General features: G+C 67.7%; 10 protein-coding genes. 7 read left to right on the top strand and 3 right to left on the bottom strand.

The window, feature by feature from the left end:
• Positions 1-17: 17 nt before the first annotated feature.
• The gene (locus tag BAMB_RS13435; RefSeq protein WP_011657803.1) at positions 18-725 is read left to right on the top strand and encodes an SRPBCC family protein; all 708 of its coding nucleotides are present in this window, start codon (positions 18-20) and stop codon (positions 723-725) included.
• Positions 726-781: 56 nt separating this feature from the next.
• On the opposite strand, the gene BAMB_RS13430 is transcribed toward BAMB_RS13435, so the two are convergent.
• Entirely contained in the window at positions 782-1,783 is a 1,002-nt protein-coding gene (locus tag BAMB_RS13430; protein ID WP_011657802.1) for a helix-turn-helix domain-containing protein, read from the bottom strand.
• 152 nt (positions 1,784-1,935) lie between these two features.
• Between BAMB_RS13430 and BAMB_RS13425 the strand changes: the two genes are divergently transcribed.
• Positions 1,936-2,589: a cysteine hydrolase family protein gene (locus BAMB_RS13425; protein ID WP_011657801.1), complete on the top strand. Its 654-nt coding sequence runs from the start codon at positions 1,936-1,938 to the stop codon at positions 2,587-2,589.
• A 122-nt stretch (positions 2,590-2,711) separates the two neighbouring features.
• Here BAMB_RS13425 and BAMB_RS13420 read toward each other — a convergent pair whose 3' ends face one another.
• On the bottom strand, positions 2,712-3,353 hold the full coding sequence (locus BAMB_RS13420; RefSeq protein ID WP_011657800.1) for a TetR family transcriptional regulator: 642 nt from the start codon (positions 3,351-3,353) through the stop codon (positions 2,712-2,714).
• Positions 3,354-3,751: 398 nt separating this feature from the next.
• Between BAMB_RS13420 and BAMB_RS13415 the strand changes: the two genes are divergently transcribed.
• From BAMB_RS13415 to BAMB_RS35340, 4 genes are all read left to right on the top strand, one after another.
• Complete coding sequence (locus BAMB_RS13415; protein ID WP_011657799.1) at positions 3,752-5,050, top strand: efflux RND transporter periplasmic adaptor subunit; 1,299 nt, start codon at positions 3,752-3,754, stop codon at positions 5,048-5,050.
• Positions 5,051-5,065: 15 nt separating this feature from the next.
• Positions 5,066-8,266: an efflux RND transporter permease BpeB gene (gene bpeB / locus BAMB_RS13410; RefSeq protein ID WP_011657798.1), complete on the top strand. Its 3,201-nt coding sequence runs from the start codon at positions 5,066-5,068 to the stop codon at positions 8,264-8,266.
• Complete coding sequence (locus tag BAMB_RS13405) at positions 8,266-9,789, top strand: efflux transporter outer membrane subunit (RefSeq protein ID WP_011657797.1); 1,524 nt, start codon at positions 8,266-8,268, stop codon at positions 9,787-9,789. Before bpeB ends, BAMB_RS13405 begins: the two co-directional genes overlap by 1 nt.
• An 85-nt stretch (positions 9,790-9,874) precedes the next feature.
• Positions 9,875-10,042, top strand: coding sequence for a hypothetical protein (locus BAMB_RS35340; protein ID WP_158380528.1), 168 nt, complete (start codon positions 9,875-9,877; stop codon positions 10,040-10,042).
• Here BAMB_RS35340 and BAMB_RS13400 read toward each other — a convergent pair.
• The gene (locus tag BAMB_RS13400) at positions 10,036-11,412 is read right to left on the bottom strand and encodes a nucleobase:cation symporter-2 family protein (RefSeq protein ID WP_011657796.1); all 1,377 of its coding nucleotides are present in this window, start codon (positions 11,410-11,412) and stop codon (positions 10,036-10,038) included. The genes BAMB_RS35340 and BAMB_RS13400 overlap by 7 nt on opposite strands.
• A 449-nt stretch (positions 11,413-11,861) precedes the next feature.
• Between BAMB_RS13400 and BAMB_RS13395 the strand changes: the two genes are divergently transcribed.
• Positions 11,862-13,328, top strand: coding sequence for a xylulokinase (locus BAMB_RS13395; protein ID WP_011657795.1), 1,467 nt, complete (start codon positions 11,862-11,864; stop codon positions 13,326-13,328).
• Positions 13,329-13,404 lie beyond the last annotated feature (76 nt).

Genomic DNA, 13,404 nt, shown 5'->3' with positions numbered 1-13,404 from the left:
TCATCGGGGGAGGCATCATGGAACTGACCGACACGTTACGCGTACCGCTCGCGCCGGCCGTCGTGCGGGAGGCGCTCGAGGATCTCGCGTTGCTGCGGGCGAGCTTCGACCATTGCGAATCGTTCGTGAAGCTCGCGCACGGGGAGTTCGCGCTGACGATCACGGTCCCGCTCGGCCCGCTGCGTGCGCGCTACGACGTGCGTGCGCATTCGGCGAGCGAACAGGGCGACGCGGAAGGGCAGCCGCGCCGCGTGCTCAACTTCAAGGCGCGGGCCGACGGCCTCGGCGCGCTGCGCGGGCAGGTCGAGCTCGTGCTGCTGCCGGACGACGACGAGGCCGCGACGCGCATCGAATACGTGGTGTGGGCGACGGCGAGCGGGCCGCTCGCCGAGCTGCCGGCGCGGCAGATCGAGAATGCGCTGCACGAGTGGACCGACGATTTCTTCCGCGAATTCTGCGCGGTCGTGCAGGCGAAGCACGGCCTCGTGCCGAACCGCGCGCGCGCGAGTCCGGCGCGTCGCCAGCATGTGTTCCTGCGGCCCGCGTCGCTGATGGCCGCGGCGAAGCGTCCGCTGCCGTCGCACCTCGGCGGCGCGCTGAGCGGCCGCGCGGCGAGCGCCGTTCATCATCGCGAATCCGGCCCGCTGCCCGTCTGGGCGTGGGCGGCGATCATCGTGTTCGTCGCGTTGCTGCTGTATGCGGCGCGCTGGATCAACGGCGCGTGAGCGTTCGCGCCCGCTAGCGAGTTACCCGGCCGAGCGCCGGCGGCGCGGCGCCCACGCTAGCGCCGCGCGTCGGGCCCGGCGCCGCGAAATTCCCTCCGATAGGCCGACGGCGACGTGCCGAGCGCGCCCGCGAAATGCTGGCGCAGCGACACGCTCGACCCGTAGCCGGCCGCCTGCGCGATCGCGTCGATCGATTGTCCGGTGGTTTCCAGCAGATGCTGCGCACGCGTGAGCCGCTCGGCCTGCAGCCATGCGGTGACGGTCATGCCCGTCGCCTGGCGGAAGTGGCGCGTGAACGTGCGCCGGCTCATCAGCACGCGTTCGGCGAGCGAATCCACACTGTGCGCGACGTCTAGATGCGCGCGCACCCAGTCGAGCAGGCCGGCGAGCCGCGCGTCGCGCGGATGCGCGGCGACCGGCTGCGGCACGTACTGCGCCTGTCCGCCCTGCCGGTGCGGCGGGATCACGAGACGGCGCGCGATCTGGTTCGCGGCGTCCGAGCCGAAGCGCCGCCGCACCACGTGCAGGCAGCAGTCGAGCCCTGCGGCCGTGCCGGCCGACGTCATCAGGTTGCCGTCGTCGACGTACAGCACGTCGGGGTCGAGCTTCACGCGCGGAAAGCGCTGCGCGAAGTCGTCGGCCCACGCCCAGTGCGTGGTGGCCGGGCGCCCGTCGAGCAGTCCGGCCGCGGCGAGCACGTACGCGCCGAGGCACAGGCCGACGACCTGCGCGCCGCGCGCGGCCGCCGTGCGTACCGCGTCGACCAGCACGTCCGGCGGCGCTTCGGCCGGGTCGCGCCATGCGGGCACGATGACGATGTCCGCGTCGTCGAGTGCGTCGAGCCCGTGCGGCGCGGTGATCGTGAAGCCGCCCGTCGTCGACAGCGGGCCGCGCTCGGCCGAGCACACGCGGAACTCGAACGCGGGCGCCGCGGCCGCATCGCGCTCCTTGCCGAACACGACGGACGGCACCGACAGGTGGAACGGGCTGATGCCGTCGTACGCGATCACGGCGACGACGGTCGGGGCGGGGGTAACGGACGACGCAGCGGCGCGCATGACGGGCTCCGGAATGGCGATGGCCCGATTCTATCGAAGAATGGCTATCGGGCCACTGTCGGCAAGCGCGATGCGATCCGACAATGCATCGCATCGCGCTGCTGTCCGCCCCGTTCCGGAGCGGGGCGGCGCGGCCAAACCCGGAGCCTGCCATGTCGAACGCCGTATCGTCTTCCGCTTCCCGCCGTGCCCTGATCGTGATCGATGTCCAGAACGAATACGTGACGGGCAACCTGCCAATCGAGTATCCGCCCATCGACACCTCGCTCGCGAACATCGGTCGCGCGATCGACGCCGCGCATGCGGTCGGCGTGCCCGTGATCGTCGTCCAGCACGTCGCGCCGGCGGGCGCGCCGATCTTCGCGCCCGGCACGGACGGCGTCGCGCTGCATCCGGTCGTCGCCGACCGCCCGTATGCGCACCTGATCGTGAAGGCACAGGCCAGCGCGTTCGCCGGCACCGATCTCGCCGCGTGGCTCGACGCGCACGGCATCGACACGCTGTCGGTCGCCGGCTACATGACGCACAACTGCAATGCGGCGACGGTCTATCACGCGGCGCACGCGGGGCTCGCCGTCGAATACCTGACGGACGCGACCGGCGCGTTGCCGTACGAGAACGAAGCGGGCGCGGTGAGCGCCGAGGAGATTCACCGCGCGTACACGGTGGTGTTCCAGTCGAATTTCGCGGCCGTGATGTCGACCGATGCATGGATCGCGGGGCTCGGCGGCGCGGCGATGCCGACGCGCGATTCGGTGGCCGCGTCGAACCGGCGGGCCCGCGCGCAACGCGCGAAGGCGGCCTGACAAGCGCGGGGGAAAGTAGAGGAATCGCTCGGGCGGCGCGGCGCTGACTACCGCGCGCATGGCCGGATCGCCCGGCCGCAGACGATGAAACGGCGCACGTCGCGCCGTCGGCGGAGCGCCCGTCAGTCGCCCGTCTTCAGCATCGCCGGGCTGTAGCGCAGCATGTCGAAGCAGCCGTCGACGAGTTTTTCCGCATGCTGCTCGGCGTCGATTTCGTCGGGCAGCATCAGCATGTCGCGCACGAAACCGCTGACGAGCGTGTGCAGCATCAGCGTCGCGCGCCATGTGTCGAGCCGCTCGGGCAGCAGCTTGAGCCGGACGGCGACCGCGAGATCGGCATCGATCGCGTGCAGCGCCTCGCTCATCCCCGCGCGGTTGCGCTGCAGCAGCGGCTCCATGTCCGCGACGTATTCGCACTTCATGAACAGGATGCTGAACACGCGTCGCAACTGCGAGTCGCGCTGCACGCCGAGCAGGCACCAGATCAGAATCTTGCGAATCGTGTCGAGCGGATTGCCGCCGGGCGCGTCGTGCGGCATTCGCTTGAGCTCGTCGATCGGCAGGAACACGCGGTCGAACATCGCATCGAACAGCTCGCTCTTGTTCGCGAAATGCCAGTAGATCGCGCCGCGCGTCACGCCGGCGTGCTGGGCGATGTCCGCGAGCGACGTGTGCGACACGCCCTTCTCGAAGAACACGTGCTCGGCGGCATCGAGAATGCGGTTGCGCGTCTCGAGCGCCTCCTCCTTGGTACGTCTGACCATGTGCAGGCCTGAATGGAACGATCGTAGGTGAATATAGGGTCTGCAACCCTCGTCGCCGTCTCCGGGAGCCGCTATGCTCTCGATTGGAAATAATTCGTAAGATTGAGCAGGTCGCGGCGGGCGATCGGGCTTTTTACATACATTCGTGAATGTATATACAATACCACCCTACGATCGAATGACCCAAGTGGCAATCAGTTAATATCCCACTCTGCTGATTCCCGCCAAAGTACCATCCGCAGTTCGCGGCATCTCGTCGGCATGGAGGTCCTCATGCCGACTTGCTGTATCCAGCAGTCCCGTAATTCAGGTGTTCGATCTGCGCCGCGAGGCGCATCCGTGTTGCGCTCCCGCGGGGCGCTGCACTCATTCCATTGGTTACAAACAGAGGTCGCTCCATGCGCGTCGAACGGGTTCCATACCGCTTGATCACTGTCGCGGCAGCCGCGGTTTTCCTGGCTGCCTGCGGAAAAAAAGAATCGGCACCGCCGCCGCAAACGCCGGAAGTCGGTGTCGTCACCGTCCAGCCGCAAGCCGTCCCGGTCTTCACCGAACTGCCGGGCCGCACCAGCGCCTTCCTCGTCGCGCAAGTGCGCGCACGGGTCGACGGCATCGTGCTGCGCCGTGAATTCACCGAAGGCGGCGACGTCAAGGCCGGCCAGCGCCTCTACAAGATCGACCCGGCACCGTACATCGCTCAACTGAACAGCGCGAAGGCGACGCTCGCGAAGGCGCAGGCGAACCTCGTCACGCAGAACGCGCTCGTCGCGCGCTACAAGGTGCTGGTGGCCGCAAACGCGGTCAGCAAGCAGGAATACGACAACGCGGTGGCCACGCAAGGTCAGGCCGCGGCGGACGTCGCGGCCGGCAAGGCAGCGGTGGATACCGCGCAGATCAACCTCGGCTATACGGACGTCGTGTCGCCGATCACCGGCCGCGTCGGCATTTCGCAGGTCACGCCGGGCGCCTACGTGCAGGCGAGCCAGGCGACGCTGATGTCGACGGTGCAGCAGCTCGATCCGGTCTATGTCGACCTGACGCAGTCGAGCCTCGAGGGGCTGAAGCTGCGCCAGGACGTGCAGAGCGGCCGCCTGAAGACGAGCGGGCCGGGCGCGGCGAAGGTGTCGCTGATCCTGGAAGACGGCAAGACCTATTCCGACGCCGGCAAGCTGCAGTTCTCCGACGTGACGGTCGACCAGACGACGGGCTCGGTGACGATCCGCGCGGTGTTCCCGAACCCGGGCCGCGTGCTGCTGCCGGGGATGTTCGTGCGCGCACGGATCGAGGAAGGCGTGAACGAGAACGCGTACCTGGTGCCGCAGATCGGCGTCACGCATGACGCGAAGGGCCAGCCGGTCGCATTGGTGGTGAACGCGAGCAACAAGGTCGAGCCGCGTCCGCTGAAGACGACCGGCATGCAAGGTCAGAACTGGATCGTCGAAGGCGGCCTGCAAGCGGGCGACCGCGTGATCGTGCAGGGCGTCGAGAAGGTTCGTCCGGGCGCGACGGTGAAGTCGGTCGCCGCGCAGTTGCCGGCCGCCGACGCCGCATCGGGTGCAGCCGCATCCACCGCGCCGGCCGCTGCCGCCTCGGGCGCCGCTGCGTCGGGTGCTGGTGCGTCGGGCGCTGCCGCGTCGGGTGCCGCCGCCTCGGGTGCAGCGCCGGCGAGCGCCGCCGCCGCTTCGAGCGCGAAATAACAGGGAGCCTGTTTCATGGCAAAGTTTTTTATCGATCGCCCGATCTTCGCGTGGGTGATCGCCATCATCCTGATGCTGGCCGGGGTCGCGGCGATCTTCACGCTGCCGATCTCGCAGTATCCGACGATCGCGCCGCCATCGATCCAGATCACCGCGAACTACCCGGGCGCTTCCGCGAAGACCGTGGAAGACACGGTGACGCAGGTGATCGAGCAGCAGATGAGCGGTCTCGACAACTTCCTGTACATGTCGTCGACGAGTGACGACTCGGGCAACGCGACGATCACGCTGACCTTCGCGCCGGGCACCAACGCCGACATCGCGCAGGTCCAGGTGCAGAACAAGCTGTCGCTCGCGACGCCGGTTCTGCCGCAGGTCGTGCAGCAGCTCGGTCTGTCGGTGACGAAGTCGAGCAGCAGCTTCCTGCTGGTGCTCGCCTTCAACTCCGAAGACGGCAGCATGAACAAGTACGACCTCGCGAACTTCGTGGCGTCGCACGTGAAGGATCCGATCAGCCGGTTGAACGGCGTCGGTACCGTCACGCTGTTCGGCTCGCAGTACGCGATGCGGATCTGGCTCGACCCGACCCGCCTGACGAACTACGGCCTCACGCCGGTCGACGTGTCGAGCGCGATCGCCGCGCAGAACGTGCAGATCGCGGGCGGCCAGATCGGCGGCACGCCAGCCAAGCCGGGCACCGTGCTGCAGGCGACGATCACCGAATCGACGCTGCTGCAGACGCCCGAGCAGTTCGGCAACATCCTGCTGAAGGTCAACCAGGACGGCTCGCAGGTTCGCCTGAAGGACGTCTCGAAGATCGAGCTCGGCGGCGAAAACTACAACTTCGACACGAAGTACAACGGTCAGCCGACCGCGGCACTCGGTATCCAGCTCGCGACCAACGCGAACGCGCTCGCAACCGCGAAGGCCGTGCGCGCGAAGATCGACGAGCTCGCACCGTTCTTCCCGCACGGCCTCGTCGTGAAGTATCCGTACGACACGACGCCGTTCGTGAAGCTGTCGATCGAGGAAGTGGTCAAGACGCTGCTCGAAGGCATCGTGCTCGTGTTCCTCGTGATGTATCTGTTCCTGCAGAACCTGCGGGCGACGATCATCCCGACGATCGCGGTGCCGGTGGTGCTGCTCGGCACGTTCGCGATCATGTCGATGGTGGGCTTCTCGATCAACACGCTGTCGATGTTCGGCCTCGTGCTGGCAATCGGCCTGCTGGTGGACGATGCGATCGTGGTGGTGGAGAACGTCGAGCGCGTGATGGCGGAAGAGGGGCTGTCACCGAAGGAGGCGACCCGCAAGGCGATGGGCCAGATCACCGGCGCACTCGTCGGCGTGGCGCTCGTGCTGTCGGCGGTGTTCGTGCCGGTCGCGTTCTCCGGCGGGTCGGTCGGCGCGATCTATCGTCAGTTCTCGCTGACGATCGTGTCGGCGATGGTGCTGTCGGTGCTGGTCGCGTTGATTCTGACGCCCGCCCTGTGCGCGACGATCCTCAAGCCGATCCCGCAGGGCCATCACGAAGAGAAGAAGGGCTTCTTCGGCTGGTTCAACCGCACGTTCAACAACAGCCGCGAGAAGTACCACGTCGGCGTGCACCACGTGATCAAGCGCTCGGGCCGCTGGCTCATCATCTATCTGGTCGTGATCGTCGCGGTCGGGCTGCTGTTCGTGCGCCTGCCGAAGTCGTTCCTGCCCGATGAAGACCAGGGCCTGATGTTCGTGATCGTGCAGACGCCGTCGGGTTCGACGCAGGAAACGACCGCGCGCACGCTCGCGAACATTTCCGACTACCTGCTGAAGGACGAGAAGGAAATCGTCGAATCGGCGTTCACGGTCAACGGCTTCAGCTTCGCCGGCCGCGGCCAGAACTCCGGTCTGGTGTTCGTGCGACTGAAGGACTACTCGCAGCGTCAGCACGCGAACCAGAAGGTCCAGGCGCTGATCGGCCGGATGTTCGGCCGCTACGCGGGCTACAAGGACGCGATGGTGATCCCGTTCAACCCGCCGTCGATTCCGGAACTCGGCACGGCCGCCGGCTTCGACTTCGAGCTGACGGACAACGCCGGTCTCGGCCACAACGCGCTGATGGCCGCGCGTAACCAGCTGCTCGGGATGGCCGCGAAGGATCCGACGCTGCAGGGCGTGCGTCCGAACGGGCTGAACGATACGCCGCAGTACAAGGTCGACATCGATCGCGAGAAGGCGAACGCGCTCGGCGTGACGGCGGAGGCGATCGACCAGACGTTCTCGATCGCATGGGCGTCGAAGTACGTGAACAACTTCCTCGACACCGACGGCCGGATCAAGAAGGTGTACGTGCAGTCCGACGCGCCGTTCCGGATGACGCCGGAAGACCTGAACGTCTGGTACGTGCGCAACGGGTCGGGCGGGATGGTGCCGTTCGGTGCGTTCGCGACCGGTCACTGGACGTACGGTTCGCCGAAGCTCGAGCGCTACAACGGCGTGTCGGCGATGGAAATCCAGGGTCAGGCCGCACCGGGCAAGTCGACCGGTCAGGCGATGACCGCGATGGAAGGGCTCGCGAAGAAGCTGCCGGTCGGTATCGGCTATTCGTGGACCGGCCTGTCGTTCCAGGAAATCCAGTCCGGCTCGCAGGCGCCGGTGCTGTACGCGATCTCGATCCTGGTCGTGTTCCTGTGTCTCGCGGCGCTGTATGAAAGCTGGTCGATCCCGTTCTCGGTGATCATGGTGGTGCCGCTCGGCGTCGTGGGCGCACTGCTCGCGGCGACGATGCGCGGCCTCGAGAACGACGTGTTCTTCCAGGTCGGCCTGTTGACCACGGTGGGCTTGTCCGCGAAGAACGCGATTCTGATCGTCGAGTTCGCGCGCGAACTGCAGATGACGGAGAAGATGGGGCCGATCGAGGCCGCGCTGGAAGCAGCGCGCCTGCGGCTGCGTCCGATCCTGATGACGTCGCTCGCGTTCATTCTCGGTGTGATGCCGCTCGCGATCAGTAACGGCGCGGGTTCGGCGAGCCAGCACGCGATCGGTACCGGCGTGATCGGCGGGATGATCACGGCGACGTTCCTCGCGATCTTCATGATCCCGATGTTCTTCGTGAAGATTCGCGCGATCTTCAGCGGCGAGAAGGAAGACGTCGACGAGGCGCTGCGCCTGGCTCAGGAGCACTCGCACCACGAAGAGAAGCCGGGCAACGGCGACGAAGGCAACAAGGGACAGTGATGATGCAAAAACACGCTTTGACTGCAATCGCGGTCGCGCTCCTTGCCACGGGCTGCACGATGGCGCCGCATTACAAGCGGCCCGACGCACCCGTCGCGCAGGCGTACCCGGCCGACGGCGTCTATGCGACGCAGCCGGGTGCTGCCGGCGCGCGCAGCGCCAACGGCCAGGCGGCGACCGCCATCGGCTGGCGCGAATTCTTCGTCGATCCGCGCCTGCAGCGGCTGATCGAGATCGCGCTGAAGAACAACCGCGACCTGCGCGTCGCGGTGCTGAACATCGAGGCGGCCCGCGCGCAGTACCAGATCACGCGCGCCGGCCTGTTCCCGACGCTCGACGGCACGGGCACCGGCACTATCCAGCGCGTGCCGCAGGGCCTTTCGCAGACCGGTGCGCCGTACATCTCGCGCGCCTACAACGTCGGCCTGTCCGCGTCGTGGGAGCTCGACCTGTTCGGCCGCGTGCAGAGCCTGAAGGACCAGGCGCTCGCGCAGTACCTGTCGACGTCGTATGCACGGCAGGCCACCGAGATCTCGCTGGTGTCGCAGGTCGCGGATCAGTACCTGACGCTGCTGTCGACCGACGATCTGCTGAAGGTCACGGAAAACACGCTGAAGACCGCGCAGGCGTCGTACGACCTGACCAAGCTGCAGTTCGACAACGGCACGGGCTCCGAGCTCGAGCTGCGTCAGGCGCAGACGGTGGTCGAGCAGGCGCTGTCGAACCAGCAGGCGCAGGCGCGCGCGCGTGCGCAGGCATTGAATGCGCTGGTGCTGCTGATCGGCGAGCCGCTGCCGGACGATCTGCCGGCGGGCATGCCGCTCGACGCGCAGAACCTGCTGACGGACGTGCCGGCCGGCCTGCCGTCGGACCTGCTGACGCGTCGCCCCGACGTGATGCAGGCCGAGCAGACGCTGCTGGCCGCGAACGCGAACATCGGCGCGGCACGCGCGGCATTCTTCCCGCGCATCTCGCTGACGGGCGCGTTCGGCACCGGAAGCCCGACGCTCGGTGGGCTGTTCAAGGCCGGCACGGCGGCGTGGTCGTTCGCGCCGCAGATCACGATGCCGATCTTCGAAGGCGGGCAGAACATCGCGAACCTGAACCTCGCGAACGTGCAGAAGCGCATCGAGATCGCCAACTACGAGAAGGCGATCCAGTCGGCGTTCCGCGAAGTGTCCGACGGGCTGGCGGCACGCGGCACGTACGACCAGCAGATCGCCGCGCTCCAGCGCAACGAGCACGCGCAGCAGCGTCGTTTCGATCTGTCGGACCTGCGCTACAAGAACGGGGTCGACAGCTACCTGTCGGTGCTGACCGCGCAAACCGACCTGTACACCGCGCAGCAGACGCTGATCAACGCGCGTCTGGCCCGCTGGACGAACCTGGTCGACCTGTACCGCGCACTGGGCGGCGGATGGATCCAGCAAGCCGGCGAGACGCCGCGCGCGCCGGACCAGACGGTCGACTACGACAAGGCGGCCGCACCGGCGCCTGCGTCGGCGGCGGCGACGAACGGGTAAGCACGACGGCGGGCAGGGGCGGGCGACCGCTCCGGTTCGCTGAAGTCGCGGTTCCCAGATGCGACAACGCCACGGACGAAAGTCCGTGGCGTTTCTTTTTGGGCGGCCGGTTTGTCGCGACCGCATCGCCATCCCCGGCATTACCATCATCTCCGCTGCGGTTCTCCGCAGCAAAGCAAAACGCCACGGCTTGCCGTGGCGTTTTTCGTTTGCCGTGTCGCGCCGTGCATCCGGCGCGCGGACCGATCAGTGATGCACGTCGGCCGGGCGCCCGTCGAAGTCATGTCCTGCGCGACGGATCTCGCAACGCGCATCCTTCTCGCCCTTCACGCCGTTGAACACGATGTTCAGGATCACGGCGGAGGCCGACGCGAGCAGGATGCCGCTGTGCAGGATCGGTGCGAGCGCGGGCGGCAGCTTCGAGAAGAAGTGCGGCGACACGACCGGCACGAGGCCCATGCCGACGCTCACCGCGACGATGAACAGGTTGTGCGTGTTGTTCACGAAGTCGACCTTCGACAGCACCTTGATGCCGTTGGCCGCCACCATCCCGAACATCACGATGCCCGCGCCGCCGAGCACGAACGGCGGCACCGACGCGACAACCTGCGCCATCTTCGGGAACAGGCCGAGCAGCACCAGGATCACGCCGCCCGTCGCGCAGACGTACCGGCTCTTCACGCCCGTCACGCCGATCAGGCCGACGTTCTGCGAGAACGACGTGTGCGGGAACGAGTTGAAGATGCCGCCGATCAGCGTGCCGAGGCCGTCGACGCGCAGGCCGCGCACGAGACGGTCCTGGTTGACCGGACGATCGACCATGTCGCCGACCGCGAGGAACATGCCGGTCGATTCGATGAACGTGACGAACATCACCGTCACCATCGTCGCGATCGACAGCGGGTCGAAATGCGGCATGCCGAAGTGGAACGGCATCACGAAGCCGACCCACGGCGCGAGCGCCACGCCGTCGGTATTCACGCGGCCGACCGCAAACGCGATCACGAAGCCGGCGACGATGCCGAGCAGCACCGAGATGTTCGCGAGGAAGCCGCGGCCGAACTTGTTGATCAGCAGGATCAGCGTGAGCACGAGCAGCGACAGGCCGAGGTAGACGGGGCTGCCGTATTCGGGATTGCCGACGCCGCCGGCCGCCCAGTTGATCCCGACTTCCATCAGCGACAGCCCGATCACCGCGATCACGGTGCCGACCACTACCGGCGGGAAGAACCGCAGCAGCTTGCCGATCATCGGCGCGAGCACGATGCCGATGATGCCGGCCGCGATGGTCGAGCCGAAGATGTCGAGAATGCCGAGGCCGGGGTTGGTCCCGATCGCGATCATCGGGCCGACCGCGGCGAACGTGCAGCCCATGATGACGGGCAGGCGGATTCCGAAGATCCACAGGCCGAGCGTCTGGATCAGCGTGGCGATGCCGCACGAAAACAGATCGGCGCTGATCAGGAACGCGATCTGGTCTTTCGGCAGCTTCAGCGCGCCGCCGACGATAAGCGGCACGGCGACGGCGCCGGCGTACATGACGAGGACGTGCTGCAGACCAAGCGTTACAAGCTTGCCGGTCGGCAGCACCTCATCGCACGGATGGACCGTGTTCGATTGCATCTGTCTCACTCCATGATCTTGTTTTCGGGGTGGTACGAAGTTATGCGGAATGCACCATCGCAACAAGAGCACTGGGTTCTATTCCGCTCTTTGCAGGTTCGATATGCCGGTTCGGCATGCAACAGGGGGAAGATCATCGGGAAACACCGCTGGAGTGAGGTTCCCCGGTTTTATAGCCCTTCAAAATAGTGCGGGCCCCCATGTCAAATATCGTCGGCTTTATGGTGTGTATCGGCGCGCCGGCATAGTGGCAAAAACGACCTGCGAAAAATCGCGCCGGGTTAACCCGCGAGCGGCCGTTTCCACGCGCAAGATGCAGCCTCGTGAAGCCCGCCGCACGCGGCCGCGTTTTCGTGTTCCCGGGGCGGCAAATACGCCGCGCAAATCGGGGCCGCGTGCCGCGATCCCGCTATCATCGACATCCGTTTACTCGACTACGCCACCCAGCCATGCGCCTGCTCGGAATCGACCTCGGTACCGGCTCCATCAAACTCGTCACGCTCGATGCCGACGGCATCGAGCGCGCGGTTGCGAGCGAACCCTATGCATTGTCTTCGCCGCAGCCCTGCTGGGCCGAAATCGCGCCCGACGTGTGGTGGCAGGCGCTCGTGCGCGCCGCGGCCGGGCTGCCGGCCGCCGAGCGCGAGCAGGTCGCCGCGATCGGCTTCTCCGGCCAGATGCATGGCGTCGTGCTGATCGACGCGGCCGGGCAGCCGGTGCGGCCCGCGCTGTTGTGGCCCGACACGCGCGCGGTGCGTGAAGCGGACGCGGCCGACTGGCCGGGCGCCGGTGTGCCCGTCGCCGGTGTGCCCGTCGCACCGAATCCCGTCGCGCCCGGCATGGCGGGCCCGCTGTTGCGCTGGCTCGCCGCACACGAGCCGCAGGCGCTGCAGGCCGCGCGCTGGGCCGTACAGCCGAAGGACTGGCTGCGCATCGCGCTGGGCGGCGACGTCGCGGCCGATCCGAGCGATGCGTGCGCGACCGCGCTCGCGACGCCGGACGGCGCGTGGGATACGGCGCTGATCGATTCGCTGGGCCTGTCGGCCGACCGCTTCGCACCGGTGCAGCCGTCGAGCGCGCGCTGCGGCGTGCTCGCCGCGACGGCCGCGGCGGCGCTCGGGCTGCCGGCCGGCGTGCCGCTGGCGACGGGGGCGGCCGATACCGCGTGCGCGGCGCTCGGCAGCGGGCTCGTCGCGGCCGGCGACGCGCTGCTGACCACCGGCAGCGGCGGCCAGATCGTCGTGCTCGCCGATCGCTTGCCGCCCGCGCGGCGCGGGCTGCATCGCTATCGCACGGCGGCCGGCGGCGGCTATTACACGATGGCCGCGATGCAGAACGTCGGCATCGCGCTCGAAGCGGTGCGCGGCTGGCTCGGCTATGACGGCTGGCCGGCGGCGTACGACGACGCGTTCGCGCAGCCGCCGTCCGAGCGGCTGTGCTTCCTGCCGTACCTGACGGGCGAGCGCTCGCCGTTGATGAATCCCGATGCGCGCGGCGGCTGGCTCGGTCTCGGGCTCGGTGACACGCGCGGCGCGATGATGCGCGCCGCGTTCGAAGGCGTCGCGTTCGCGTTGCGCGCGGGGCTCGATGCGATCCGCGACGCGAACCCGGCCGATCCGGTGACGACGCTGCGCCTGGCCGGCGGCGGCTCGGTCGATCCGCGCTGGCGCCAGTTGCTCGCGGATGCGCTCGGCGCCTCGCTCGACGCGGTCGATTGCCCGAACGCCGCGACGCGCGGCGCCGCGCTGCTCGCGGGCGTCGCGATCGGGCACTGGCGCGAAGATGCGCTGCGCACGCTGGCGCCGACTGCGTCGCCGGTCGCCGCGCCGCGCGACGATCGCGCGCTGGCCGCCCGCCATGCGCGTTTCGTCGATCTGTATGCGCGAACGGATGCGTGGTTCACGACCGGCGTTTAAACTCGGGCACTTGTCCTGTTGCGACGGCGGTGACGCATCGCGGCAAGCCGGCGACTGTTTCGCGCACGCGACGGGC

The organism is Burkholderia ambifaria AMMD (assembly GCF_000203915.1).
GTDB lineage: Bacteria > Pseudomonadota > Gammaproteobacteria > Burkholderiales > Burkholderiaceae > Burkholderia > Burkholderia ambifaria.
This window is presented reverse-complemented; position numbering and strand designations above follow the sequence as displayed.